Source organism: Arthrobacter sp. 10L424 (assembly GCF_056395325.1).
Map to the genome: position 1 here is coordinate 751,845 of NZ_JBFTJH010000003.1, position 25,410 is coordinate 777,254.

Consider the following 25,410-nt stretch of genomic DNA (forward strand, 5'->3'; position numbering starts at 1 on the left):
CGTTTTGAGCCCCTAAACGGCCTTGACTGCTAGTCAGTCGGGAGGTTGGGTCCACTCCACTCGGCGGAGCGGACCAGGATGCAGCCGGAGTCGGGGCAGAACACGATGTCGTCCTCGGCAGCGGCCTTGATTTCGGCGAGGTCGCCGGGGCTGAGCTGCATGCCCGAGCCCTCGGATGTTCCGTGGAAGAGGCGGGCCGCGCCGACACCGCGCTTGGCCAGGGTCTTCTCGTAGACCGCCAGCAGCCCGGCATCCAGGCCGTCGGCGAATTCGGCACGCTGGCCGCGCACCACTGTGGCTTCGGCGCCGATCTCCGCGAGCTTCTCGTCCAGCTCGGCACGGATAGAGCCGAAGGAGCCCTGGATGTCGTCCACGATCTGCTGCTGCGTGGCCTGGCGCAGGCGCAGGGAATCCAGACGCTCAAGGACTTCGAGCTCAACATCTTCGAGGTCGGAGCGGCGCTTGTTCAGGGACACAAGGTCGCGCTGCAGGGCCACGAGGTCCTTGGACAGGCCGGTGCCGCTGTTGAGCTTCGCCTCGTCCCGTTCAATCCGGGAGGCCACCTGCTCCACGTCCGCCTCGGAACGCTTGAGCTCGAGTTCGGCGTCGTGGACGGCCACTTTCGCGGCACCGAGTTCGCCGTTGGCCACGCTGAGGGCAGCTTCCAGATCGGTGATCCGGGAGTCGCTTTCAAGGCTTCGGCGGCGGTTGAACAGGGATTTGAGCTTCGCATCAAGTCCCTGCAATTCGAGCAACTTCAACTGTTCCGCCGGTGCTGCCTTGGCCACTATTTACCTCCGCTTGTTCCCTGCCGGCCGGAGCCGGGCACCTAGTCGGCGCTCCCTAGACTCTAGCGCCTAGCGTGCTCCCCGGCCTCGCTACGTCCCCACCGGCTCCCAAACCTCGCTGCGCTCGGTGTGGGTCCCTCGCCGGTGTGGGCCCGGCGACGGACCTCGCACGCCAGTGTTAGCCCGGAGTCAGAATGAAGTCCCACGGATCGCTGTTGGTGGTGCTGACCCGGATCTCGACGTCGTGGCCCTGGTCGCTCAGCACGTTGCCCAGCGCCTCGGCCGCAGCCGGCAGCCACAGCCACTCGCTGGCGAAGTGGGAAACGTCGATCAGGTACGGCCGGTCGTTGACCGCCGCCTCACGGGCTTCCGACGCCGGGTGGTGCCGGAGATCCGCGGTCAGGAAGACGTCGGCGTTGCTGGCCCGGACCTCGCCGAGGAGCGAATCCCCGGCGCCCCCGCAGACTGCCACTCGGCGGACCAGCCCGTCCCGGTCCCCGGATACGCGCACTCCGCCGGCGACCGCGGGCAGGATGCCGAAGACGCGGGCGGCGAAGTCGCCCAGGGTCAGGACGTCCTCGAGGTCCCCGACCCGCCCGATGCCTTCCTCCGGCAGGCCGTTCGCCGCAGGGCTCAGCGGGGCGACGTTCTGCAGTCCCAGCGCGTCGGCCAGGACATCCGAGACGCCGCCGACGGCGGAATCACCGTTGGTGTGCACAGTCAGCAGCCCCGTCCCTGATTCGATCAGGCGGTGCACGGCCCGGCCCTTGGCGGTGGTGGCCGCGACCGAGGTGACGCCCTTCAGCAGCAGGGGATGGTGGGTGATGAGCAGTTCGGCGCCAAACTCGATGGCTTCCTCGATCACTTCGAGGGTGGGATCGACGGCGAAGAGGATCCTGCTCACCCCGGCGGAAGGGTGGCCCGCCACGAGGCCCACCTCGTCCCAGTCCTCGGCGAGGGATTCCGGCCAGAGTTCCTCGACGGCCAGCAGGATCATGCCCAGGGTGGGGGCCCCGGGCGTTTCCGCGGATCCGTTGCCGGCAGCGTCGCTTCCATCGGAAGGGCTGGCTGAAACGTCGGTGTTTACAGGTTCCATACCCACATTTTTACCCTATGGAACGGCCGGCCCCGCAGACTCCGGGAATCATCGGGGCCCTTCGACCATTGAACAGTGCATGAGAACTTTTGTCCTCGGCGGAGGCTGCTTCTGGTGCCTCGACGCCGTCTACCAGAAAACCAAGGGTGTCAGCGCGGTCGTTTCGGGCTACACCGGAGGCCACGACCGTAACCCCGACTATTACGCCGTCTGCTCCGGGACCACCGGCCACGCCGAAGTCGTTGCCGTCACGTTTGATGAGGAGATCATCCCGGCGGAGGTTGTCCTGGACATGTTCTTCGCCCTCCATGACCCCACCACGCTGAACCGCCAGGGTTACGACGTCGGCACGCAGTACCGTTCCTCGATGTTCTATGAGACCACCGAGGAGAAGATCCTCTTTGAGGACGCGATCGGCCGGAACCAGTCGCTGTGGGCGCATCCGATCGTCACGGAAGTCAGCCGGCTTCCCGTGTTCCACAGGGCAGAGGAGATCCACCAGGACTACTACGCCAAGTTTCCGGAGCAGGGCTACTGTCAGGTGATCATCAATCCGAAGCTGGCCAAGGCTCGGAAATATTACTCTGCATGGCTTAATGCTTAGCTAGGGCCTGCGGGCCCTCGCTAGGCTGACCTCAGCATTCCCCTCCCACAGACAGGCGCAGACACCCATGGCACGGATCTATGACGATGTTACCCAGCTGATAGGCGGCACCCCGCTGGTTCGGCTCAACCGGCTGACCGAAGGCCTTGACGCTACCGTTGCCGTCAAGCTGGAGTTCTACAACCCGGCAAACAGCGTCAAAGACCGGATCGGTGTCGCCATCGTCGACGCCGCGGAGAAGGCCGGGGCCCTGAAGCCCCGCGGCACCATCGTTGAAGGCACGTCCGGCAACACCGGCATTGCCCTGGCCATGGTCGGCGCCGCACGCGGGTACCGGGTCATCCTGACCATGCCGGAAACCATGTCCACCGAACGCCGCGTCATGCTCCGCGCCTACGGTGCCGAGATTGTGCTTACTCCCGGCTCCGAGGGCATGCGTGGCGCCGTGGAGAAGGCCCAGGAGATCGTCGCCAACACGGAGAACTCCATCTGGGCCCAGCAGTTCGCCAACGAGGCCAACCCCGAGGTCCACCGGAAGACCACAGCCGAGGAAATCTGGTCCGACACCGACGGCAAGGTGGACATCTTCGTCGCCGGCATCGGCACCGGCGGCACCATCACCGGCGTCGGACAGGTGCTGAAGGAGCGCAAGCCCGACGTGCAGATCATCGCCGTCGAGCCGAAGGACTCCGCCATCCTCAATGGCGGCGCCCCGGGCCCGCACAAGATCCAGGGCATCGGCGCCAACTTCATTCCGGAAATCCTGGACACCAACGTCTACGACGAGGTCCTCGATGCCACCCTGGAGGACTCGGTCCGCGTGGCCCGGGAACTCGGCGTCAAGGAAGGCATCCTCGGCGGCATCTCCTCCGGCGCGATCGTCTGGGCGGCCCTGGAACTGGCCAAGCGCCCGGAGAACGCCGGTAAGCTTATTGTTGCTGTGGTCTGCGACTTCGGTGAGCGTTACATCTCCACCGTGTTGTACGACGACATCCGCGGCTGAGCCCGGCCCTGTCCCAAGATTTCGTAGAAAGGTCTTTGTGAGCTTCTTCGCAAGACTGAAGGAAGACCTCGACGCCGCCCGGTCGCACGACCCGGCGGCTCGAGGTTCTTTTGAGAACTTCTTTGCCTACTCCGGCCTGCACGCGATCTGGTTCCACCGCGTGACGCACCGGATGTGGCAGAACCCGGCGCTGCGCTTCCCGGCACGGCTGATTTCGCAGCTGGCCCGGTTCCTGACCGGGATCGAGATCCACCCCGGCGCAACGATCGGCCGCCGCTTCTTCATCGACCACGGCATGGGGGTCGTCATCGGCGAAACCGCCGAGATCGGCGAGGACGTCATGATCTACCACGGAGTGACCCTCGGCGGCCGCTCCCTGGCCAAGGTCAAGCGCCACCCCACCATTGAGGACCGCGTCGTGATCGGCGCCGGAGCCAAGATCCTGGGCCCCATCACCATCGGCCGGGACAGCGCCGTGGGCGCCAACGCCGTCGTGGTCAAGGATGCCCCGGCCGAATCGATCCTCACGGGCGTGCCAGCCACATGGCGGCACCGGGACGCACAGCGCGAAACCAAGCCCGCCGTCGACCCGGCCGAATACCTGATCGAATACCGGATCTGACCGGAGCTTCCCGGTCGGAAGCCGCAGTGGCTACGCGGGAAAACGCTTGTAGATTCGCCAGATGACGACGTCGAATGCCCGGTCCGGCAGCAGCCGCCGCAGCAGCAGGATGGCCCGCGCCCCCTTGCCCACCGGATAGCGGGTCTTGGGCCGCGGCGACGTCGCGGCGTGGACGATCGCATCGGCGATGACGTCCGGGGGCGTGGACATCGAGGATCCCACGGTGGAAGCCAGTGCCGCCGCGACGACTTTCGCCTGGTCCATGTAGGGCCCTTGGCCGGACGTGGCCAGCAGGCTGTCGCCGGAGATGGCGCCCACTCCGATTCTGTTCCCGACGGCTCGATGATGCACACGTCTATGCCGTGGGGTTTGAGTTCGATCCGCAGCGAATCACTGAGTCCCTCGACCGCGAACTTCGTGGCGTGGTACCAGGCACCCAGCGGCTCATACATCTTTCCGCCGATCGAGGACACGTTGATGATCCTCCCCCGCCCCGCCGCCCGCATCCCGGGGAGCACCAACTGGGTCATGCGCGCCAGCCCGAAGAGGTTGACGTCGAACTGCCGCCGCCCCTCGGCCAGCTCCACCTCCTCCAGCGAGCCATAGGAACCGTAACCGGCATTGTTCACCAGGACGTCGACCCGGCCGTGGTCGGCAATCACCTGCCCGACGGCGGCGGCCATGGACTCCTCGTCCGTGACGTCCAGCGCCAGGACCGTCACCCCGTGGGCCTTGAGGGGCTCCATCTTCTCGACGCGGCGCGCCCCGGCATAGACGGTGAAACCCCGGCCCGCGAGTTTCCACGCGGTCTCAAAGCCGATTCCGGTGGAGGCACCGGTGACAAATGCTACGGGCTGGGTCATCTGCTGCACTCCTGGGTCGGCGACGTGGACGGCTGTGTAGACGGGTTTCCTGGGGAAACGCGAACGGCCGGTGCTCCCAGAGTAACGGGAGCACCGGCCGTCGGTGTCGGTCGAGGGACTAGTGGGTGTCCACTGCCTCGATTTCAGACTTGTCCTCGCCCCAGAGGGTGTGGAAAGTTCCTTCGGCGTCGACGCGGCCGTAGGTGTGCGCGCCGAAGAGGTCGCGCTGGCCCTGGATCACGGCGGCGGGGAGGCGCTTGCGGCGCAGGCCGTCGTAGTAGGCCAGGGACGAGGAGAACACCGGCACCGGGATGCCGAGCTGCACGGCGGTCGAGACCACGCGGCGCCAGGCCGGGAGGACGTCCGCGATGGCCTTGGTGAACGCAGGGGCGAAGAGCAGGTTGGCCGGCTTCTCCTCCGCGGCGTAGGCCTTGGTGATTTCCTTGAGCAGCTCGGCGCGGATGATGCAGCCGCCGCGCCACAGCGAGGCGATCTCGTCCAGCTTCAGGTCCCAGCCGTATTCCTTGGCCGCGGACGTGAGCATGTCCAGTCCCTGGGCGTAGGAGACCAGCTTGGAGGCGTAGAGCGCCTGGCGGACGTCCTCGACAAAGGTCTCGGGGACCTCGACGGCGGCCTCGCCGCCGGCCAGCAGGTCCTGGGCCTGCTTGCGCTGCTCCGCCTGGGAGGACAGGGCGCGTGCGAAGACCGATTCGGCGATGCCCGACGTCGGGGAGCCCAGCTCGAGGGCGGAGATGACCGTCCAGCGGCCGGTGCCCTTCTGGCCGGCGGCGTCCACGACGACGTCGACGAACGGCTTGCCGGTCTTGGCGTCCACGTGACCGAGGACCTCGGCGGAGATTTCGATGAGGAAGGAGGCGAGCTCGCCCTTGTTCCACTCTTCGAAGATCTTTGCCTGTTCCGCCGGTTCGATGCCCGCGCCGGAGCGCAGCAGGTCGAAGGCTTCACCGATGACCTGCATGTCGGCGTATTCGATGCCGTTGTGGACCATCTTGACGAAGTGGCCGGCGCCGTCGGTGCCGATCCAGGCGCAGCAGGGCTTGCCGTCGACGTGTGCGGCGATCTTTTCCAGCAGCGGTCCGAGGGCGTCGTAGGACTCCTTGGAGCCGCCGGGCATGATCGAGGGGCCGTTGAGGGCGCCTTCCTCACCGCCTGAGACGCCGATGCCGACGAAGTGCAGGTCCTTCTTGGCGAGCGCGGCTTCGCGGCGGCGGGTGTCCTCATAGTGGGAGTTGCCGGCGTCGATGATGATGTCGCCCGGTTCCAGCAGCGGCTCGAGCTGCTCGATCACGGAGTCGACCGGCTTGCCGGCCTTGACCATGATGAGTACGCGGCGCGGCTTTTCCAGCGAGTCGACGAGCTCCTGCAGGGTTTCTGCGCGGACAAAGTCGCCGTCCTGGCCGTGCTTCGCCAGCAGGGCGTCGGTCTTCTCGACGGACCGGTTGTGCAGGGCAACGGTGAAGCCGTTCCGGGCCAGGTTGCGGGCGAGGTTGGCCCCCATCACCGCAAGGCCGGTGACACCGATGTGTGCTGACATCAAAACTCCAATTCATTCTGTGCAACGAGTGCAGTTCGTCCCGCGCGTGGGGCGGAACTTTTCTTCTTGGGATCAGTGGCTGTCGATAAACCATATGTATTTCCGCGGGCCGCTGGAAAGCAGTGCCCACGTGGCGGAATATGGAGCGTCACAAACAGTCTATGATTTCCGGCGCCCTGCGCGCCGGTCTGTGGCGAAACGGCGGCCGGATAGGCACCCGCACCACTATGCTTACCACTATGTCAACCAGCCTCCACCACCGTGCGATTGAGCACCTCGGCACCCGCATTGTGGCGGGCGATCTCCCGGCCGGCCACATCATGCTGGCCGAGCACCTCGAAGCCGAACTCCAGGTTTCCCGTTCGGTGGTCCGGGAGGCGGTGCGTGTCCTGCAGTCGCTCGGCCTGGTCGAAACGACCAAGCGTGTGGGCATCCGGGTGTTGCCGGCCAGCCGGTGGAATCCCTTCGATCCCCAGGTCATCCGGTGGCGCCTCGCCGGCGAGGGCCGCGGCGCGCAGCTGCGCTCTCTCGCCGAGCTGCGCACCGCCGTCGAGCCTGTGGCCGCCGAGCTGGCCGCCGCCAACGCCCCGGAGGAGATCCGCCGCGAGCTGGTGGACGTCTCGCACGCGATGCGCGACGCCGGCCGCGCCGGGGATGTGCCGAAGTTCCTGGAGCTGGACATCCACTTCCACTCCCTGCTGCTGACCGGCTCCGGGAACGAAATGTTCGCCAACCTGGTGGGCCAGGTGGCCGAGACACTGACCGGGCGAACCGTGCACGGCCTGATGCCGGACCACCCGCGCGACACGGCGCTGCAGTGGCACGTGGACGTGGCGGAAGCGATTGCCGCCGGGAACCCGGCGGCCGCCCGCGAGGCCTCGGAGCGGATCATGCGGGAGACCATCTCGGACATGGAACCTGAGTGGAAGGACCAGCCGAGGGTGTTCGTCCCGGTCCCGCGGCCCTAGCTGTCCTGCCCCGCCGCCGTGGCGCCCCTGCCATGCTCACTCCCCTGCATCCGGGCTGAAGTCCAGCAGCACCTTTCCCGATGCCGCCGCGTTCCTGGCCACCTCGAAGGCTTCCAGTCCGCTGCCGAGCGGGAAGGTGTGGGTGACCACCGGATCCACCAGCAGCGATCCGTCGGCGAGCGCAATGATGACGTCGTCAATTTCGTCGTTGAAGCGGAAGGACCCCAGCAGCTCCAGCTCGCGGGTGATGGCCAGCGAGATCAGGACGGGCTGCGGCCCTGAGGGCAGGAGCCCCACCATCACCACTTTGCCGCCGCGGACGGCACCCTTGATCGCGGAGGCCAGGCCGTGATGGCTGCCCGAGGATTCAATGACAACGTCGGCCCCGACGGCCGCGATAGCCTCCGCATCGTCGCCCTTGAGGACCTCGTCCGCGCCCACGGCGCGGGCAATTTCCAGCGGGCGTTCGTGCATGTCCACGGCCACGATCCGCCGCGCCCCGGCACGCTTGAGGACAGCCACGGCCAGCGCGCCGATGGGCCCGCTGCCGATCACGAGGGCCGTCTTTCCCGCCACGTCTCCCGCACGGGAGACAGCGTGCCAGGCCACGGCCGCAGGCTCCGCCAGCGCGGCTGTCCTCAGGTCCAGCCCTGACGGCAGGGGGCGGAGCATCCGGGCGGGCAGGGCAGTGTACCGGCTGAAGGCGCCGTCGGTATGCGGGAACCGCGCCGCACTGCCGAGGTAGGTGCAGCCCGGTGAAAGGTTCGGACGGTCTTGCGGATACGGGGCGGACCCCGGACCCGGTGTGGCGGGATGCACGGCGACACGCGTGCCGGCCGCGGGCCCCGAGCCGTCTCCGGCTGCCACGAGGACCGTTCCCACGATCTCGTGGCCCAGGATCATCGGCGACTTGAGGACCGATTCCCCCGCGGCTCCGTGCAGCCAGTAGTGCAGGTCCGAGCCGCAGATACCGCCGAAGGCGACTTCGACGACTGCCTCATCGGGCGCCGGCGCGGGGACGGGAACGTCCTCAATCCGGAGATCACCCGCCGCGTGGGCCACCACTGCGGCCGCCATGGCCGGAAGTTCCGCTACGCCGCCCATCAGACCACCACTGTCATTCCGCCGTCGATGAAGATGGTCTGGCCGTTGACGAAATTCGAGCCGTCGGACGCGAGCCAGACCGCCGGGCCGGCGAGGTCCTGCACGGTCCCCCAGCGATGCGCCGGAGTGCGGCCCAGGATCCAGGTATTGAACTGCTCGTCGTCCACGAGGTTCTGGGTCATTTCGGTGTGGATGTAGCCGGGTGCGATGCCGTTGATCTGCAGGCCGGACCCCGCCCACTCGGCCGTCATGGCCCGGGTCAGGTTGCGCAGTCCGCCCTTGGCCGCGATGTAGGGGGCGATGGTGGGCCGGGCGAGGTCCGTCTGGACGGAGCAGATGTTGATGATTTTTCCCCGGCCGCGCGGAATCATGTGCCGCGCCGCCTCCCGGCCAACGAGGAAGGCGCTGGTCAGGTCGGTGGAGATCACCCGCTCCCAGTCGGCGACATCCAGCTCCAGCATGGGGACCCGGTGCTGGATGCCTGCGTTGTTGACCAGGATTTCGAGCGGTCCGACGTTCTCTTCCACCCACGCGACGCCCCGGGCAGCCTCGGTGTCGCTGGTGACGTCGAAGGCGCAGCTGGAGATCCGCCCCGGCGGGTAGTCCGCGGCCATGGCGGTTTCCGCGGCTTTCAGCCGTTCGGGGTTGATCCCGTTGAGCACCACCGTGGCGCCGGCGTCGGCCAGCGCCCGGGCCAGCGCGTTGCCGATCCCCCGGCTGGAGCCGGTGACCAGTGCGGTCCGGCCTGTCAGGTCAAAAAGTCCGCTCATGGTTCGCTGATCCTCACTTGGTGTTGACGGTTGTGGTGACTGTCGTGCCGCTTCTGGCGGCGTCGCTGAGATTCGCGACGGCCTGCCGGACGACGGCAAGGTCCCGGTCCCCCAGCCCCTGGCGTTTCAGTTCCGCGTAGAGTTCGACGCCGGCCTCCGCCATCGGCACGGCGGCACCGGCGGCACCGGCGCTCTCGATCACGAAGGACAGGTCCTTGTGCATGAATTTTGCCGGTCCGGTGGGCTCGTAGTCCTTCGCGGCGAGCCGGGGGCCCACGATGTCCAGGACCCTGCTGCCGGCCAGGCCGCCCGCGAGCACGTCGTAGAGGGCAGTGACGTCCATGCCCGAGCGTTCGGCGAGTTCCGCTGCCTCGGCGAGCGCCGCCGTCGTGGTCCCCACGATGAGCTGGTTGCACGCCTTGGCAAGCGATCCGGACCCGAGCGGCCCTAGCCGCCGCACGGTGCTGCCCATGGCGCTGAAGAGCGGCAGGAGCCGCTGGAAGTTGCTTTCGCTGGCGCCCGCCATGATGGCCAGGGTCCCCTCCAGTGCCCCTTGGGTGCCACCGCTGACGGGAGCGTCGACGACGACGGCGTTTCCGCCGCTTGCCCGGGCCACCCGCGCGCCGAATTCCTTCACCGCGGCCGGCGAGACACTGCTCATGACCACCACGGCGGTTCCGGCTGCGGGCGGGTTTACGGACCAGCTGGCCAGGAGCCCCGCGGCGGCGTCTTCGATGTAGGGCAGATCCGGGAGCATAAAGATGATGACCGGGGCGTCGCGGAGCTCTTCCACCTCTGCCACGCGGGCGCCGCCGAGGGTTTCGATCCCTTCCAGCGCCGCCGGCGAACGGTTCCAGGCGCTGACAGCCCAACCCGCTTTGAGGAGGTTTGCCGCCATCGGCGCCCCCATCAGGCCCAGACCCACAAAGCCGGCTTCCTTCCGGTCCCTATCCATGCTGCCTCACTTCGTCGTGGTTAGTCTGTAGTGGCCACTCTCTGAAATCTGTTCAATATCCTAGCCTCCATTCAGTATGATGAACACCATGACGACTAAAACCACCGTCGCGATCGCCGTCCCGCTCGAAGCTGAGCTGGTGGAGCGCATCCGCGCAGTAGATCCCTCCGTTACCGTCCTCTACGAACCGGAACTGTTGCCTCCGGAGCGCTTTCCCGCAGACCACTCGGGCGATCCGGACTTCCGCCGGACACCTGAGCAGGAGGAGCGCTACTGGGACATGCTCAACCAGGCCCAGGTGCTGTACGGCTTCCCCAACGAGAGCCCCGCGGGTCTCGCAAGGATCGCCGGCAGCAATGCCCACCTGGAGTGGATCCACGCCATGGCGGCAGGAGCCGGCGGTGCCGTGAAGGCATCGGGGCTCGACGCCGGGACGCTGCAGAAGTTCAAGGTGACCACCTCCGCCGGCGTGCACGCCCTGCCGCTTGCCGAGTTCGCCGCCCTCGGCATCCTCAACGGCTTCAAGCGCAGCGCGGAACTGGCTCTGGACCAGGCGGCAAGGAACTGGCCCGAGCTGCGCACCCCCACGCGGCTGGTCAACGGCTCCCACCTCGTGGTCACCGGGCTCGGGGAGATCGGCCTGGAGACTGCCCGGATCGCCCGCGCACTCGGCATGACCGTCAGCGGCACCAAGCGGACGGTCGAGCCCCTCGAAGGCATCCAGGACGTCACGGACAACGACGGCCTCGCCGGCCTGCTGGGCGCCGCGGACGCCGTAGTCAACACCCTTCCCGGCACGCCGTCCACCGAAAAGCTCTTCAGCCGCGAAGTCTTTGCGGCCATGAAGCCCGGCACGGTCTTCGTGAACGTGGGGCGCGGCACCGTTGTGGACGAGGAGGCGCTGCTGGAGGCGCTTGGGAACGGCCAGGTGTCCTACGCGTGCCTGGACGTGTTTGCCGTGGAGCCGCTTCCGCAGGACAGCCCGCTGTGGAACCACCCCCAGGTGATGGTGTCCCCGCACACCTCGGCCCTCAGCGCCGCCGAGAACCGGCTGATCGCCGAACGGTTCTGCAGCAATCTGCGGACCTACCTCGACGGCGGCGAACTCCCCCACGTGGTGGACACGGTTCACTTTTACTAGATCCAGACCTCGGCCGGGTTTCTGCGGTCCTGGTTGCACGCCCAGGGGCGGCCCTCCCAACAACGGAGGGCCGCCCCTTTTGTGTCGGTTCGTGTTGGGTCGATGCGCGCTGTGTCGAGCCCTGCGACGCAAAACGCGAAGCCGCGCCCCCTTCCTGAGCGGAAGGGGGCGCGGCCGGCCCGGCTGACCGGGCAGCAAACGCGAGGGCTTAGCTGGCGTCCTCCGTGAGGAGGAGGTCGCGCCCCACGGTCTCGGGGGTGAAGAAGGTGGTGACGAACGAGATGAGGGCAAGTACCAGGGAGTAGATGGCCAGCACCAGCCAGGAGTGATCGGTGACAGCCAGGAGGGCCGCGCCAACCAATGGCACCAGCCCGCCGGCCATCACGGCAGAGAGTTCGCGACTCATGGCCACGCCGGTGAACCGGTACCGCGAACCGAAGAGTTCGGGCAGGAGCGGGCACTGCGGGCCGAGCATGGACTGGACACCCAGGGCAATGCCCACCACCATAACGATCCACACGAGCGTGACGTTGCCCAGGGTCACCAGGTAGAACGCCGGCAGCGCGATGATGGCCTGGAACAGCGCGCCGTAGCGGTAGACCGGAACCCGGCCGAACCTATCCGACAGCGCACCGAAGGTCACGACCATCACGGCGGCGAAGCCGGCGGCAATGAGCAGGCCGACGGGTCCGATGAACTTGTCGCCGGGGAAGATTCCGTCTTTGGACGCCAGGAAGGCGATAAGCAGGGCGGAGTAGATGGAGGAGTTCCCGTTCTCGCCCATCCGCAGGCCGATCCCGATCAGGGTGTTCTTCTTGGAGTGCTTCCACAGCTGTCCGATGGGGTTCTTGGCCACGTTCTTGTGCTTCTCAAGTTCCTGGAAGACGGGTGTTTCCTTCAGCCGCAGCCGGATGAAGATGGCTACCGCAATCAGGAGCACGCTGGACAGGAACGGCACTCGCCAGAGCCAGCCTTCCAGGGTGGCCTTGTCCGCCATGGCGATCAGGGCAAAGGTACCGGCGCCGAGCAGTGTGCCCAGCTGGATGCCGACGAACGGGAGCGCAGCGAAGAAGCCCCGACGGCGGCGGGGTGCGACTTCGGAGATCAGCGTGGTGGCCCCCGCCTGCTCTGCGCCGGCGCCCAGGCCCTGGAAGATGCGCAGGGTGACCAGGAGCACGGCCCCCACCATTCCCGCCTGTTCAAAGGTCGGCAGCAGGCCAATGGCGAAGCTGGCCGTCCCCATCAGGCCGATAGTGAGGATGAGGACCATCTTGCGGCCGAACCTGTCGCCGATGTAGCCGAAGATCATTCCGCCAAAGGGCCGGGCCGCGAAACCGACGCCATACGTGGCGAACGACGCGATCAGTGCGCCGTCGTCGCCCAGCGGCTTGAAGAAGAGCGGCCCGAAGATCAGGGCCGAGGCCAGGCCGTAGATGTAGAAGTCGTAGTACTCCAGGGCCGAGCCCACGGAGCTGGCAAGAGTCGCCCGTCGCAGCTGATCTGGATCGACGACGGCGCCGTCGGCTTCAGCAAGCGGTGTATTGGTACTGGTTGTCACAAGCACTCCCTCAAGAACACTCCAGACCCCCGTTGGCCTGGTGGGATATGAACAACCCTCGAAGGGGATGATCACCATGTTGAACAGCGTACAACATGGTGATCACCTAGCCAATGTGTAATCCGATATATTTTTCAGGGACGCCACCGCGCGGGGATGGCGCCGGCGTTAGCCCATGGGGTTGCCCAGGGACCGGGCCAGTTCCTTGAGTTCTTTGACCATCAGGGCGCCCTGTTCGTCCGAGTATGTGGCCTTCAGCGCTGTGACTGACAGGCCCAGGCTGGGCCCGTGCGCACCGCGGGTCGGGACGGAAACGGCCAGGCAGACGACACCCGTGGTGGACTCCTCGTCCTCGAAGGCATAGCCCTGTTCCCGAATGACCTCGAGCTGGGCCTTGAGTTCGGCGCCGGTCCGCAGCGACTTGGGGGTCAGCACCGGAAGTTCGGCGTCGTCCGGGAACATCTCGGCAATATCGTGGTCATGCAGCCGTGCCAGCAGCGCCTTGCCGACGGCGCAGAGGGAAACCGGCATCTTGTCGCCGATGTTGGACGTCAGGCGCACGGCGGGATGGCCCTCATAGCGGGCCAGGTAGATGACGTTGGTTCCGTCCAGCATGGCGATGCGGACTGTTTCGCCGGAAAGCGTCGGAGCCTGCTCACAGAAACGATAGAACTCCTGGACCTCGTCAAGGCGGCTGAGGTAGGCCGCGCCGAGCTCGACCAATTTGCGCCCCAGGGTGAACTCCGCACCCTGGCGGTTGATGAGCCGGGCCTCTTCAAGGGCAAGCAGGAGGTTCGATGTGGAGGATTTCGGAATTCCCAACTCCCGCGCAAGGTCACTCAGCGTGAGCCGTCCGGTCGCAGACGCAGCCAGGGCCTCCAACACGGCGGCGGCGCGGGTGACCGCCGGCGCCGGCGAGGCACTTCCCAGTCCATCAGAGGTTCGGGGAGCTCGGGAATCGGCCATGATTCTCCTTCAGGTATCGCGCGTGTGTCGCAGGCGCCGTTCGAACGGCTGTTCATTCAGCTGAACAGTAACCATCATAATGTCTGGAGTCGCCAATCTCCCACAGCGGCCTGCCCCGAGCGCAGGTTGTTGCCGGCCCGGAGTCAGCCGACGGCCACAACGGGGTTCGTGAGCTCCCCGATTCCTTCGACGCGGCAGGTGACAGTGTCGCCGGGGTGGATGCGTGCACACTCGGCAGGGAAGCCCGTGAGCACCAAATCGCCGGGGTGAAGCGTCATGAACGACGTCAGGTAAACCAGGATTTCCGCCACGCCCCAGCCCAGATCGGCCGAGCTCGCCGCCTTGAGCTCCGTGCCGTTGTGGGTGATCCCGATGGCCAGGTTGGCGCCGTCAAGCCCCGTAACGATCCACGGCCCTGCCGGAGTGAACGTGTCCTGGCTCTTGGCGCTGATCCAGAGATCGTCCGTCTTCTGCAGGTCCCTGGCCGAGACGTCGTTTCCGATCGTGAACCCCAGGACCGCCGTCAGTGCGTTGTCCAGCGTCAGTCCGCGGGCCCTGCTCCCGACGACTACCGTGAGTTCAGCCTCCGGGTCAACATGGCCCACGTCTGGACCCAGTTCTATGGCGTCTCCCGGCCCCACCACACTGGTTGCTGCCTTGTGGAAGGCCTGGGGAGGCAAAGCCCGGCCCGCAGGCCCGGTGTTGTGGGCCATGCCCAGGACATTGGCCGGGGCGCTTGGCGCCAGGAAGGTGAACGTGCTTTCGTCGGCCGTGTCGCCGTTTTCCCACCCCGTGCGGGGGGAACTACCGGCGTTCGCCAAGGAACCGGGGAACGGCGAGTCCACAACTGTCCACACCCGGCCTGCTTCACTGTCGAAGGCCGGGGCATCGTTGGCGACGAAGAAGTGCTCGGCGTCAGAGACGGGGGCAAGGGGGCGGACCCGGGCGATTCGGCGGGCACTCGTGTCGTTCATGAAAACATCCTAGGTGGCGGCCACGGACCGGCACGGAATGTGTCGGTGCGGGCGCCGTCCGCCCCGGCCCCAGGCCCGGGCCGGGCCGTCGAATGTCCGTCAATTACGCCATCGAATGGTCATTTCGGCGCGTCGGAATCAGCCCCGCCTGTTTCACATTTCCCAGTGTTCACGGTATATTCATATCAAGCCTTCCACCGCGGCATCCCCCAATAGTCGCGGTGGAAGGCTTTTCCAATGCCTGCGTAAATGCCCGGCGTTTCAGACCCGCCGTCCCCCTGCTACGCCGCGTCCGCTATGGCCTCCCGGAGCCGCCAGCCGCCACCCAGTCCGTCACGGATGATTTCCATCGTGGTGAGGGCGGAACCCGAGTTGCGGCCCAGCCTCGCCTGGACCTGCCAGACCTCGACGTCGACGCGGCTCAGCCCCTTGGGCATCCGCCGCTCCGCCTCCCACCAACTGACCCGCTCGAACCAGCGGACCGGCTCCGCGCCGACAATCCATTCGCGGCCGCCGCGGACCACCGCCTGGGGCCTGCCATCCGGGCCCGATTTCACCATGACGTGTTCCATGCCAGCCACGGTAGGCCGGGGCACCGACAATATCCGCGGCGCAGTCCGCCGCGCACAAATAGCCCCGCCGTGCGGCCTTCAGGCATGCACTGACGGGGTTCCATGGCAAAACTCTTTGGGGGCACGGGCCGAAGGGTAAGCGGCTGGCACCTCCCGGCAGGCTGGCTCCAGTTCATGGGGGGACACAGGAGCCAGCCTCGGGGAATCGGCACATCGCTGGGATGCACCGTGTGGGACTGTCAGCGAATGACATTGCCACGTCCGAGGTAAAGGTATGGGCGGGACCTTTACTATTCCTTGGAGATATGGCGTCGTTCCTGCCGGCCTGAAACGAAGGGGGCAGAAGAGGCGCCGCTCGCCGCCGTGATTAACAGCCGTTTGTGCCTTACGTCACTGCCACGCGAACGACTTTCTTCACCGATCGGTTTCGCGCCACTCCGATGGTTATAATCGATCTGCCTCCCGCTGGGGGCGCTGTGGATTCAATACTTTGGAGGCTGATGTGGACGAGAGTTTGGCGCGTGTTTGGGTTGCTTCCGCAGACAGTGAGTCCGCGGACTTTGCAGCGGATCAAGCGCGAATGGACCTACACGATGCAATGACCGAGGCCCTGGATGGCGGCGCCGATCCGCAGAGTGTCTGGGCCGCTTCCAATGCCACTGACTCTGACATGATGCGCGACCAACAAGATGCGGATCTGCCCGAGTTGGCATAGTTGAGAGGCGTCGGCGGTCGCAGCCGGGATACGACCGCTGACGCCTTGAAGCCGTCCTGGTCCCTGCCTGGTTTTAGAACTTAATGATTTCCGTCATGGGCTAGTAATAATGCTCCGGTCTTCAAAGCCCGAGGCGGTTTCAGGGCGGTTTGGTTCCTGCAGGCCATGTGTGGCGGCTGTAACTTTACGGATGACACCGAAATAGTGCGGACGAACTCTGCGGAACCCGACACGCCCGAGACCACGCAAAAGCCCCGCTGTTCCGGGGATTTCCAGAACAACGGGGCTGCGTAACTTGGTGGGTCCTACCGGGATCGAACCGATGACATCCACGGTGTAAACGTGGCGCTCTACCAGCTGAGCTAAAGACCCAAACCGCTGTTTTCACGCTTCCGCGCTTCAACCAACGAACAGTTACTGTACCGGATGAACCCGGCGGAACGCCAATCGGGCCAAGGCTCCCCCGCCCCGTTCACAGCGGGGGCAGTTCGGCGGCGAGCCACGTGAGCGCCTCGCTGACGCCGGCGTCGAGCTTGACGGTGGCAAGCCCGTCCCCGCGGGTCTGGCCACGGTTGATGATGACCACGGGCTTTCCGTGTTTGGCGGCGTGCCGGGCAAACCGCAGGCCGCTCATGACCGTCAGCGAGGAGCCTGCCACCAGGAGGGCACCTGCCTCATCCACCATGGCGTAGGAGCGCTCCACCCGGTCCTTGGGGACGTTTTCTCCGAAGTAGACGAAATCTGGCTTCAGCGTTCCGCCGCAGGCCGGGCACTGGGCCACGACAAAACTCTCAATCAGGGCGGCGTCCTCGACCGTGGCGTCGGCGTCGGGGGCCATTTCAACCACCCCGGCGGCGAGGGCACGTTCCAGGAAACCCGGATTGAGTTCCTCCAGCACGCCCGCCAGCAGCTTCCGGCTGTAGCGGCGGTGGCAGGAGAGGCAGACCACCTGGTCGAACCGGCCGTGGAGGTCCACCACGTTGACGCTCCCGGCGTCCTCGTGGAGCCGGTCCACGTTCTGGGTGATGAGGCCGGTGAGCAGCCCGCGGTTCTCCAGCCGGGCGACGGCGGCGTGGCCCTCATTGGGGTCGGCCCGGCGAAGGTGGGACCAGCCGATGTGGTTGCGGGCCCAGTAGCGGCGCCGGTTGTCCGCGGCGCCGATGAATTCCTGGTAGGTCATCGGCGCCCGGGGCGCGGCACCCGGTCCGCGGTAGTCCGGAATGCCGGAATCAGTGCTCAGCCCGGCACCGGTCAGCAGCGCAAAGCGTTCTCCCGCGAGAATGCCGTGGATATCCTGCAGGACCTCAAGTTCGCCACGGGCGGGCTCGCCGGCGGCGACCGGGGGCAGGCTGGCGAACCCCGTCATTCCGATCCCGGGCCGCCTCGTCCTCACCGCGTCAATTCCCGCCGAGTCCCGCCAGGGCGGCGCGGTACTCGGTGAAGTCCCGGGCCTGGCCGCGGGGATTCACCACGACGTAACGCACGGTTCCGCCGGCGTCGATGATGAACGTTCCCCGCTTCGCCATCCCGCTTTCGGCGTCGAACACGCCGTATTGCCGGGCGACGGCGCCATGCGGCCAGAAGTCCGCCAGCAGGTCGAAGGAGTAGCCTTCCTTCTCCGCGTAGGCCCTCTGGGCGAATTTGCTGTCCACCGAGATCCCCAGCACGGCGGCGTCGGCATCCTCGAGCAGCGCCAGGTTGTCCCGGATTTCGCACAACTCCCCCGTGCAGATGCCGGAAAAAGCGAACGGGAAGAACACCAGTACGACGTTCCGGCCCCGGAGTTCCGAGAGCGTCACGGGTTCGCCGAACTGGTTCACCAATTCGAAGTCGGGAGCGGCCTCGCCGACGGCGGGCACAGCCGGCGCCTCAAGCAGCGGATCCCCGATGACGCCGGCGCCCGTTTGGGTCACTTGTTCTTCCGCGTGACCAGACGGGTGGCGCTCCAGTCCTTGGAGACGCCCGCGGAGGTGGTGTAGTGCAGGCCGGCCGTAGGCGCAGCGTCCTGGATGTCAGCCGGCGAAACGTAGCCAACCCGGCCGGACTTGGGGGTCAGCACCCACACAACGCCGCCCTCGGTCAGGGTGGTGCGCGAGCCGACCAGGGTGTCAACGAGGTCGCCGTCGTCGGACCGCCACCAAAGAATCACGGCGTCAACGACTTCGTGGTCGTCCTCATCGAAGAGTTCCGAGCCGGTGAGATCTTCGATGTCGTCGCGCAAGTCGAAGTCGACGTCATCGTCATAACCGAATTCCTGGATCAGGTCTCCGGTTTTGAAACCCAGTTTTTCCGCCACATTTACCGAAGTGGCGGCGTCGGCCTCGCTCACGTGTTGCTCCTATGCTTGGTGTTTTCAACAGCTCTAGTGATTTCCATTACTCCAAGCCAACACCCTTTGCGCCTGCGCTTCAAGCTGTTGACCCCGCGATCCGCCATATTCTGCGTCACACACGGCGATCCAAGCACCGCCCGGCGGTGCTTCGTCACACAACCAGTATGCCGGTCAAATACGACGGTGCCCCCACACGACAGCTACGCATCCCCGAGCTGTCAGAGCTAGAGTGGCTGATGACGACTACGCCCGCGAGGGCGAATGCCCCGCCGACGCAGGCGGGAATAGTTGTGATTGGACCTTGCCCGGCGCACATGACCGGGCAGTTGTAACCGATATGTCGCACACGTCGCGTTCACGCCAGGCAGTTACCCTGCCGGAGCTGAGGGTGCCGATGAATGCGCTCAAAGAGAGGTTGGACGTGGCTGCAGGAGAAGAGACCTCCCATATCCTCAGCGGGTTGACTAACCAGCTGCCTGATCGTGATCCGGAAGAGACCGCCGAATGGCTGGAGTCCCTGGATACCCTGATTCAGGAACAGGGCACCGAGCGTGCCCAGTACATAATGCGCAGCCTGCTCCAGCGGGCCGGCGCGCAGAGCGTTGGTGTGCCGATGGTCACCACCACGGACTACGTCAACACGATCCCCGTGGACCAGGAAGCGGAGTTCCCGGGCGACGAGGAAATCGAGCGTAAGTACCGGGCATGGCTGCGGTGGAACGCCGCCGTCATGGTGCACCGGGCGCAGCGGGCGGACATCGGCGTCGGCGGGCACATCTCCACCTACGCCGGAGCGGCGACCCTCTATGAGGTCGGGTTCAACCACTTCTTCCGCGGCAAGGACCACCCCGGCGGCGGAGACCAGGTCTTCTTCCAGGGCCACGCCTCCCCCGGCATGTACGCCCGCGCCTTCATGGAAGGCCGCCTGACCGAGGAGGACATGGACGGGTTCCGGCAGGAAAAGTCCAAGGAAGGCCACGCCCTCTCTTCCTACCCGCACCCGCGCCTCATGCCGGAGTTCTGGGAGTTCCCCACGGTCTCGATGGGCATCGGCCCCATGAACGCGATCTACCAGGCCCAGTCCAACCGGTACCTCGCCAACCGCGGCATCAAGGACACCACAGACCAGCAGGTGTGGGCGTTCCTGGGCGACGGCGAAATGGACGAGCCCGAGTCCCGCGGCCTGCTCCAGCTCGCCGCGAACGACAAGCTCGACAACCTGAACTTCGTGATCAACTGCAACCTCCAGCGCCTCGACGGGCCGGTCCGGGGCAACGGCAAGATCATGCAGGAACTCGAGGCGTTCTTCCGCGGCGCGGGCTGGAACGTCATCAAGGTCGTCTGGGGCCGGGAGTGGGATGACCTCCTGGCCAAGGACGAGGACGGCTCGCTCGTGAAGATCATGAACGAGACCGTCGACGGCGACTACCAGACGTACAAGGCCGAGTCCGGCGCGTTCGTCCGCGAGCACTTCTTCGGGCAGACCCCGCAGACCAAGGAAATGGTCCAGGACCTCACCGACGACCAGATCTGGAACCTCAAGCGCGGCGGCCATGACTACAACAAGGTCTACGCCGCGTACAAGGCCGCGACCGAGTTCAAGGGCAAGCCCACGGTCATCCTGGCGCACACGGTCAAGGGCTACGGCCTGGGCACCCACTTCGAGGGCCGCAACGCGACCCACCAGATGAAGAAGCTCACGCTCGCGGACCTGAAGGCCTTCCGCGACCACCTGCGCATCCCAATCACGGACGACCAGCTCGAAGCGGACCTCTACCGGCCCCCGTACTACCACCCCGGCCCGGATGCCCCTGAGATCAAGTACCTCATGGAACGCCGCCGCGCCCTGGGCGGCTTCGTCCCCGAACGCCGCTCCAAGCACACCGACGTCACCCTCCCGGAGGACAAGGTCTACGAAGTCGCCAACCGCGGCTCCGGCAAGCAGCTGGCCGCCACCACCATGGCCTTCGTGCGGCTCCTCAAGGACCTCATGCGGGACAAGGAGTTCGGCAACAGGATCGTCCCGATCATCCCGGACGAGGCACGCACGTTCGGCATGGATGCGTTCTTCCCGACGGCGAAGATCTACAACCCGAACGGCCAGAACTACCTGTCTGTGGACCGCGAGCTCGTCCTGGCGTACAAGGAGTCCATCTCCGGCCAGATCGTGCACGCCGGCATCAACGAGGCCGGTTCGGTGGCGGCCTTCACGGCCGCTGGCACGTCCTACGCCACGCACGGCGAACCGCTGATCCCGATTTACGTCTTCTACTCGATGTTCGGTTTCCAGCGCACGGGTGACTCCTTCTGGGCTGCAGCGGACCAGATGACCCGCGGGTTCATCATCGGCGCCACCGCCGGCCGCACCACCCTGACCGGTGAGGGCCTGCAGCACGCCGACGGCCACTCCCCGATCCTGGCCGCGACCAACCCGGCAGTGGTCACCTACGACCCCGCCTACGGCTACGAGATCGGCGTCATCATGCGTGACGGCCTCAACCGCATGTATGGTCCGGGCCCGGCGGACAACGACCCGTCGCGGAACGTGATGTACTACATCACCGTCTACAACGAGCCGATTTCGCAGCCCGCAGCACCGGCGGAAATCGACGTCGAGGGCATCATCAAGGGCATCTACCTGCTGGCGCCGGCCAAGATTGACGGCCCGCGCACGCAGATCCTCGCCTCCGGCGTGTCCGTCCCCTGGGCCCTCGAAGCCCAGCGGGTGCTCGCCGAGGACTGGGGAGTGTCCGCCGATGTCTGGTCCGTGACGTCCTGGAGCGAACTGCGCCGCGACGCCATGGCCGCCGAGGAAGAAGCCTTCCTGAACCCGGGCCAGCCCGCCCGCGTGCCGTTCGTGACCGAGCAGCTCGCCGGCGCGACCGGTCCGATCGTGGCGGTCACCGACTACATGAAGGCCGTGCCGGACCAGATCCGGCAGTTCCTCCCGAACGAGTTCGCCTCGCTCGGGGCCGACGGCTTCGGCTTCTCGGACACCCGTGCCGCTGCGCGCCGCTTCTTCAAGAACGACATCCACTCCGTGGTTGTCCGTTCCCTGCAGATGCTCGCCCGCCGTGGCGAGGTGGATGCCCAGGCTCCGGCCCAGGCAATCGAGAAGTACCGCCTGCACAACGTCAACGCCGGCACCACCGGCAACGCGGGCGGCGACTCCTAAGTCCAGTCCAGCCCGTACGACGGCGGTCCCCACCGGAAGGCGGGGGCCGCCGTCGTCATTTTAGTCCCGGCTGCAGCGCCGGTACGCATACCGGTCCGGCCGGCGGCGTTCGGATCCTGCGGTGGCATCCGGCCCTGTGATCCAGCACTGTGACCCAGCACAAGGCGCGTTGTAGCCTTTGCACAAATGGAGCTTGGACGGCAGGCACCGTATGCTCGATGCATGTCCGAGCCGATCACCACTCCCGCAAAAAGCAAGCCCTCCTCACGGGCGATGCCCCCGGAGAAGGTCGAGACCCTCAAAAAGCTTCGGGCGAGCGTCGGCCAGCTCTCCACAACGACACTGCGCCAGCTGGAAAAATCCCTGCCGTGGTACAGCCGGCTGAACTCCGATGAACGCTCCGCCCTGGGCATGGTGGCCCAGAACGGAATCGCCGCCTTCGTCACCTGGTACGAGCGCCCCAGCTCCCCCTCGTGGATCCTGTCCGACGTTTTCGGCACCGCGCCCACCGAACTCACCCGCTCCATCAGCCTGCAGAAAGCCCTCCAGCTGATCCGGATCGTCGTGGAAGTGGTCGAGGACCAAGTGCCCGTAATCGCCCCGGAGGCGGACCAGGGCGCACTGCGGGAAGCGGTGCTGCGGTACTCCCGCGAGGTTGCTTTCGCCGCCGCCGATGTCTACGCCCGCGCCGCCGAATCCCGCGGATCGTGGGATACCCGGCTGGAAGCCCTCATCGTGGACGCCATCCTGCGCGGCGAAAACACCGATGCCCTGCGGTCCCGGATCGCCGCGCTGGGCTGGAAGGCACAGGAGCGGTTCACCGTGATGGTGGGCAATTCCCCGTCCGAACCGAGCGCCAGCTACGTCAGCGAACTGCGCCGCACCGCCGGGCGTTTCGCCGAAGACGCCCTCGTTGGAATCCAGGGCGACCGGCTCATCCTCATCCTCGGCGGGGTCCACGACCGCGAGACCGCCTACCTGAAGCTCGCCGAACTCTTCGCGCCGGGGCCGGTGGTCTACGGCGCCGAAGCGGGTTCCCTGCTGGAGGCCAGCGGCTCGGCCCAGTCCGCGTTCGCGGGGCTGACCGCTGCCCGCGCGTGGCCCGCCGCGCCGCGCCCCGTGGCGGCGGACGACCTCCTGCCGGAGCGCGTGATCTCCGGGGACGACGCCGCCCGGCGCTCCCTGGTCAAGAACATCTACCGACCTCTGCTGGCTGCGTCCAACGGCCTGGTGGAGACCCTTGGCACCTACCTCGAACTGGGCCATTCGCTGGAGGCCACGGCCCGTGAACTCTTCGTACACGCCAACACCGTGCGGTACCGGCTCAAACGCGTCTGTGACGTCACGGGCTGGGATCCGCTGCTGCCGCGGGAGGCCTTTGTGCTCCAGACGGCCCTCGTCGTGGGCCGGCTTGCGGCCCCTCCGAAGCCCGCGACCGAACGGCAGCCGTCGCGTAACAACCCCTGATCAGTTGTAGACTTCCTACAAAGTGACCCGATGAGCTTGGTGCATGAATGCACCGATAATCACGCCGTAGTTTGGAAAGCTGGATACGTGCTTGCAATCGTCTGCCCTGGACAGGGCTCCCAGACCCCTGGTTTTCTGGCCCCCTGGCTGGAACTGCCGCCCGTCGCAGGCCAACTGGCCTCCCTCAGCGAAATCGCAGGTATCGATCTCACCGCCCACGGCACCACCTCAGACGAAGAGACCATCAAGGACACCGCCGTTGCGCAGCCCCTGATCGTCGCCGCCGGGCTGGTGGCCGCGAAGTCCCTGTTCGACGTCGAACTCGGCACCCTGCCGGTGATCCTCGCCGGCCACTCCGTCGGCGAAATCACGGCGTCCGCCCTGGCCAGCGTGCTGACTGAAACCGAAGCCATGACGTTCGTCCGCGAACGCGCCAACGGCATGGCAGCCGCCGCTGCCGCAACTCCCACCGGCATGAGCGCCGTGGTGGGCGGCGACCCGGCCGAGGTCCTGGCCGCGATCGAGGCCTGCGGCGCCACGGCCGCCAACGTCAACGGCGCCGGCCAGACCGTCGCCGCCGGAACGCTGGACCAGCTCAAGGCCCTCGCCGAGAACCCGCCGGCCAAGGCCCGGGTCATCCCGCTGAAGGTCGCCGGCGCATTCCACACCTCGCACATGTCCCCCGCGGTCGCCGCGCTGCAGGCCCTCCGGCCCACGCTGCACCCGCGGAACCCGCAGGTCCCCCTGCTCTCCAACTTCGACGGCGCCGAAGTCACCGACGGTGCCGCCGCCGTCGAAAGCCTGATCGCCCAGGTGTCCCGCCCGGTCCGCTGGGACCTCTGCATGGAAACCCTCGTGAAGCGCGGCGTGACCGGCGTGATTGAACTGGCCCCCGCCGGGACGCTTGCCGGACTCGCCAAGCGCGGCATGCCGGGCGTAAAGACCGTCACCGTCAAGACCCCGGACGATCTGTCCGCTGCCCTGGCCCTATTCGCAGAACTGGAAGGACAGGCATGAGCGTTCCCACCTTGAAGCAGGCGCCCCTGCAGGAGAACACCCGCATCATGGGCGTCGGCGCGTACCGGCCCGACGTAATCGTCACCAACGATGACGTCTGCCAGTGGATTGATTCCTCCGACGAGTGGATCCGCCAGCGCACCGGCATCATCACCCGGCACCGCGCCCCCGCCGACGTCAGCGTGATCGACATGGCCGAGGGCGCCGCCCGCGAGGCTCTGCAGAAGGCAGGCATCGAGGCTTCCCAGCTCGGCGCCGTGATCGTCTCCACCGTGACCCACCCGTACGCGACGCCGTCCGCCGCGGCTAGCCTCGCCGACCGCCTGGGCGCGACGCCGGCCCCGGCCTTCGACATCTCCGCCGCGTGCGCCGGCTACTGCTACGGCATCGCCCAGGCCGACGCGCTGGTCCGCTCCGGCACGGCCGACTACGTCCTGGTGGTCGGGGCGGAAAAGCTCTCCGACGTCATCGACAACACCGAGCGCACCATCTCCTTCCTGCTGGGTGACGGCGCCGGCGCCGTGGTGATCGGCCCCTCCGACACCCCGGGCATCGGCCCGTCGGTGTGGGGCTCGGACGGCAGCAAGTGGGACGCGATCGGCATGACCCACTCCATGCTGGACCTCCGCGAGCTCGCCACGGCCGGCAAGCAGGGCGGCGCGCTGAGCGCCGAGGAAGCCGCCGTCACCGACGCGGCCTCCTGGCCGACGCTCCGCCAAGACGGCCAGACGGTCTTCCGCTGGGCGGTCTGGGAGATGGCCAAGGTGGCCCAGCAGGCCCTCGACGCCGCCGGCATCACCGCCGACGACCTCGCGGCCTTCATCCCGCACCAGGCGAACATGCGCATCATCGACGAGATGGCCAAAAAGCTCAAACTCCCGGAGAACGTCACCATCGCGCGGGACATCGCCGACGCCGGCAACACCTCCGCTGCCTCCATCCCCCTGGCCACCCACCGCCTGCTGCTGGAAAACCCGCAGCTCAGCGGCGGGCTTGCACTGCAGATCGGCTTCGGTGCCGGACTGGTCTTCGGTGCCCAAGTGATCGTGCTTCCGTAGGCGTTCCCGCTTTTCGTTTTCCCCGTCTTCAAATCACACAGCAAGCCGAAGCCTCGGTTTGAATCATTACCGCCCGAAGATGCCGGCACACCGGCAGCCCACGGCAC

The 25,410-nt window shown here is 66.6% G+C and carries 22 protein-coding genes, 1 tRNA gene and 1 pseudogene; 9 read left to right on the top strand and 15 right to left on the bottom strand.

Annotation, left to right across the window (positions count from 1 at the left end):
- Positions 1-29: 29 nt before the first annotated feature.
- Positions 30-788, bottom strand: coding sequence for a zinc ribbon domain-containing protein (locus tag AC1DC5_RS09090; RefSeq protein WP_476864897.1), 759 nt, complete (start codon positions 786-788; stop codon positions 30-32).
- 178 nt (positions 789-966) lie between these two features.
- Positions 967-1,884, bottom strand: coding sequence for a Nif3-like dinuclear metal center hexameric protein (locus tag AC1DC5_RS09095; RefSeq protein ID WP_441406651.1), 918 nt, complete (start codon positions 1,882-1,884; stop codon positions 967-969).
- Between the two features lie 79 nt (positions 1,885-1,963).
- Between AC1DC5_RS09095 and msrA the strand changes: the two genes are divergently transcribed.
- The 3 genes from msrA (at position 1,964) to epsC (ending at position 4,113) form a co-directional block, all read left to right on the top strand.
- Entirely contained in the window at positions 1,964-2,488 is a 525-nt protein-coding gene (msrA, locus tag AC1DC5_RS09100) for a peptide-methionine (S)-S-oxide reductase MsrA (protein ID WP_476864898.1), read from the top strand.
- 67 nt (positions 2,489-2,555) lie between these two features.
- Positions 2,556-3,491 (top strand): cysteine synthase A, encoded by a 936-nt coding sequence (gene cysK, locus AC1DC5_RS09105; protein ID WP_476864899.1) that lies wholly within the window; start codon positions 2,556-2,558, stop codon positions 3,489-3,491.
- Positions 3,492-3,528: 37 nt separating this feature from the next.
- Positions 3,529-4,113 (top strand): serine O-acetyltransferase EpsC, encoded by a 585-nt coding sequence (gene epsC / locus AC1DC5_RS09110; protein ID WP_441406654.1) that lies wholly within the window; start codon positions 3,529-3,531, stop codon positions 4,111-4,113.
- A gap of 30 nt (positions 4,114-4,143) precedes the next feature.
- Here epsC and AC1DC5_RS09115 read toward each other — a convergent pair.
- Positions 4,144-4,976: pseudogene (locus AC1DC5_RS09115) on the bottom strand (oxidoreductase).
- A 118-nt stretch (positions 4,977-5,094) separates the two neighbouring features.
- Positions 5,095-6,531, bottom strand: a complete 1,437-nt coding sequence (gndA, locus tag AC1DC5_RS09120; protein WP_476864900.1) for an NADP-dependent phosphogluconate dehydrogenase — start codon at positions 6,529-6,531, stop codon at positions 5,095-5,097.
- 239 nt (positions 6,532-6,770) lie between these two features.
- Between gndA and AC1DC5_RS09125 the strand changes: the two genes are divergently transcribed.
- Positions 6,771-7,499: a FadR/GntR family transcriptional regulator gene (locus tag AC1DC5_RS09125; RefSeq protein ID WP_476864901.1), complete on the top strand. Its 729-nt coding sequence runs from the start codon at positions 6,771-6,773 to the stop codon at positions 7,497-7,499.
- Positions 7,500-7,535: 36 nt separating this feature from the next.
- Here AC1DC5_RS09125 and AC1DC5_RS09130 read toward each other — a convergent pair whose 3' ends face one another.
- The 3 genes from AC1DC5_RS09130 to AC1DC5_RS09140 are packed head-to-tail and all read right to left on the bottom strand — an operon-like array spanning position 7,536 to position 10,328.
- Entirely contained in the window at positions 7,536-8,603 is a 1,068-nt protein-coding gene (locus tag AC1DC5_RS09130) for an L-idonate 5-dehydrogenase (RefSeq protein ID WP_476864902.1), read from the bottom strand.
- Positions 8,603-9,373, bottom strand: a complete 771-nt coding sequence (locus AC1DC5_RS09135; RefSeq protein WP_441406659.1) for an SDR family oxidoreductase — start codon at positions 9,371-9,373, stop codon at positions 8,603-8,605. Before AC1DC5_RS09135 ends, AC1DC5_RS09130 begins: the two co-directional genes overlap by 1 nt.
- Positions 9,374-9,386: 13 nt before the next feature.
- On the bottom strand, positions 9,387-10,328 hold the full coding sequence (locus AC1DC5_RS09140; protein WP_476864903.1) for an NAD(P)-dependent oxidoreductase: 942 nt from the start codon (positions 10,326-10,328) through the stop codon (positions 9,387-9,389).
- Between the two features lie 76 nt (positions 10,329-10,404).
- Between AC1DC5_RS09140 and AC1DC5_RS09145 the strand changes: the two genes are divergently transcribed.
- Positions 10,405-11,469 carry a D-2-hydroxyacid dehydrogenase gene (locus AC1DC5_RS09145; RefSeq protein WP_441406661.1) on the top strand — a complete coding sequence of 355 codons (1,065 nt, stop codon included), beginning with the start codon at positions 10,405-10,407 and terminating at the stop codon, positions 11,467-11,469.
- A gap of 208 nt (positions 11,470-11,677) precedes the next feature.
- Here AC1DC5_RS09145 and AC1DC5_RS09150 read toward each other — a convergent pair whose 3' ends face one another.
- From AC1DC5_RS09150 to AC1DC5_RS09185, 8 genes are all read right to left on the bottom strand, one after another.
- Positions 11,678-13,027 carry an MFS transporter gene (locus tag AC1DC5_RS09150; RefSeq protein ID WP_441406662.1) on the bottom strand — a complete coding sequence of 450 codons (1,350 nt, stop codon included), beginning with the start codon at positions 13,025-13,027 and terminating at the stop codon, positions 11,678-11,680.
- A 168-nt stretch (positions 13,028-13,195) separates the two neighbouring features.
- Complete coding sequence (locus AC1DC5_RS09155; RefSeq protein ID WP_441406663.1) at positions 13,196-13,993, bottom strand: IclR family transcriptional regulator; 798 nt, start codon at positions 13,991-13,993, stop codon at positions 13,196-13,198.
- A 143-nt stretch (positions 13,994-14,136) separates the two neighbouring features.
- Complete coding sequence (locus AC1DC5_RS09160; RefSeq protein WP_476864904.1) at positions 14,137-14,967, bottom strand: fumarylacetoacetate hydrolase family protein; 831 nt, start codon at positions 14,965-14,967, stop codon at positions 14,137-14,139.
- 281 nt (positions 14,968-15,248) lie between these two features.
- Complete coding sequence (locus AC1DC5_RS09165) at positions 15,249-15,539, bottom strand: hypothetical protein (RefSeq protein WP_441406665.1); 291 nt, start codon at positions 15,537-15,539, stop codon at positions 15,249-15,251.
- Positions 15,540-16,550: 1,011 nt separating this feature from the next.
- A tRNA-Val gene (locus tag AC1DC5_RS09170) sits at positions 16,551-16,626 on the bottom strand.
- A gap of 100 nt (positions 16,627-16,726) precedes the next feature.
- Entirely contained in the window at positions 16,727-17,620 is an 894-nt protein-coding gene (locus AC1DC5_RS09175; protein ID WP_441406666.1) for an NAD-dependent protein deacetylase, read from the bottom strand.
- 31 nt (positions 17,621-17,651) lie between these two features.
- Positions 17,652-18,167: a peroxiredoxin gene (locus AC1DC5_RS09180; protein ID WP_441406667.1), complete on the bottom strand. Its 516-nt coding sequence runs from the start codon at positions 18,165-18,167 to the stop codon at positions 17,652-17,654.
- Positions 18,164-18,583 carry a DUF3052 domain-containing protein gene (locus tag AC1DC5_RS09185; RefSeq protein ID WP_224046791.1) on the bottom strand — a complete coding sequence of 140 codons (420 nt, stop codon included), beginning with the start codon at positions 18,581-18,583 and terminating at the stop codon, positions 18,164-18,166. Before AC1DC5_RS09185 ends, AC1DC5_RS09180 begins: the two co-directional genes overlap by 4 nt.
- 397 nt (positions 18,584-18,980) lie before the next feature.
- On the opposite strand from AC1DC5_RS09185, the gene aceE reads away from it, so the two are divergent.
- The 4 genes from aceE (at position 18,981) to AC1DC5_RS09205 (ending at position 25,303) form a co-directional block, all read left to right on the top strand.
- Entirely contained in the window at positions 18,981-21,761 is a 2,781-nt protein-coding gene (gene aceE, locus AC1DC5_RS09190; RefSeq protein ID WP_441406668.1) for a pyruvate dehydrogenase (acetyl-transferring), homodimeric type, read from the top strand.
- A 222-nt stretch (positions 21,762-21,983) separates the two neighbouring features.
- On the top strand, positions 21,984-23,228 hold the full coding sequence (locus tag AC1DC5_RS09195) for a PucR family transcriptional regulator (RefSeq protein ID WP_441406669.1): 1,245 nt from the start codon (positions 21,984-21,986) through the stop codon (positions 23,226-23,228).
- Between the two features lie 87 nt (positions 23,229-23,315).
- The gene (locus AC1DC5_RS09200) at positions 23,316-24,245 is read left to right on the top strand and encodes an ACP S-malonyltransferase (protein ID WP_476864905.1); all 930 of its coding nucleotides are present in this window, start codon (positions 23,316-23,318) and stop codon (positions 24,243-24,245) included.
- Positions 24,242-25,303: a beta-ketoacyl-ACP synthase III gene (locus AC1DC5_RS09205; RefSeq protein WP_476864906.1), complete on the top strand. Its 1,062-nt coding sequence runs from the start codon at positions 24,242-24,244 to the stop codon at positions 25,301-25,303. The genes AC1DC5_RS09200 and AC1DC5_RS09205 overlap by 4 nt, the downstream gene beginning before the upstream one ends.
- The last annotated feature ends 107 nt before the right edge of the window (positions 25,304-25,410 follow it).

Coding starts and splice junctions, on each gene's coding strand:
- AC1DC5_RS09095 (WP_441406651.1), bottom strand. CDS start 1,884: ATGGAACCTGTAAACACCGACGTTTCAGCCAGCCCTTCCGATGGAAGC.
- msrA (WP_476864898.1), top strand. CDS start 1,964: ATGAGAACTTTTGTCCTCGGCGGAGGCTGCTTCTGGTGCCTCGACGCC.
- cysK (WP_476864899.1), top strand. CDS start 2,556: ATGGCACGGATCTATGACGATGTTACCCAGCTGATAGGCGGCACCCCG.
- gndA (WP_476864900.1), bottom strand. CDS start 6,531: ATGTCAGCACACATCGGTGTCACCGGCCTTGCGGTGATGGGGGCCAAC.
- AC1DC5_RS09125 (WP_476864901.1), top strand. CDS start 6,771: ATGTCAACCAGCCTCCACCACCGTGCGATTGAGCACCTCGGCACCCGC.
- AC1DC5_RS09130 (WP_476864902.1), bottom strand. CDS start 8,603: ATGGGCGGCGTAGCGGAACTTCCGGCCATGGCGGCCGCAGTGGTGGCC.
- AC1DC5_RS09135 (WP_441406659.1), bottom strand. CDS start 9,373: ATGAGCGGACTTTTTGACCTGACAGGCCGGACCGCACTGGTCACCGGC.
- AC1DC5_RS09140 (WP_476864903.1), bottom strand. CDS start 10,328: ATGGATAGGGACCGGAAGGAAGCCGGCTTTGTGGGTCTGGGCCTGATG.
- AC1DC5_RS09145 (WP_441406661.1), top strand. CDS start 10,405: ATGATGAACACCATGACGACTAAAACCACCGTCGCGATCGCCGTCCCG.
- AC1DC5_RS09155 (WP_441406663.1), bottom strand. CDS start 13,993: ATGGCCGATTCCCGAGCTCCCCGAACCTCTGATGGACTGGGAAGTGCC.
- AC1DC5_RS09160 (WP_476864904.1), bottom strand. CDS start 14,967: ATGAACGACACGAGTGCCCGCCGAATCGCCCGGGTCCGCCCCCTTGCC.
- AC1DC5_RS09165 (WP_441406665.1), bottom strand. CDS start 15,539: ATGGAACACGTCATGGTGAAATCGGGCCCGGATGGCAGGCCCCAGGCG.
- AC1DC5_RS09175 (WP_441406666.1), bottom strand. CDS start 17,620: ATGACGGGGTTCGCCAGCCTGCCCCCGGTCGCCGCCGGCGAGCCCGCC.
- aceE (WP_441406668.1), top strand. CDS start 18,981: ATGAATGCGCTCAAAGAGAGGTTGGACGTGGCTGCAGGAGAAGAGACC.
- AC1DC5_RS09195 (WP_441406669.1), top strand. CDS start 21,984: ATGTCCGAGCCGATCACCACTCCCGCAAAAAGCAAGCCCTCCTCACGG.
- AC1DC5_RS09205 (WP_476864906.1), top strand. CDS start 24,242: ATGAGCGTTCCCACCTTGAAGCAGGCGCCCCTGCAGGAGAACACCCGC.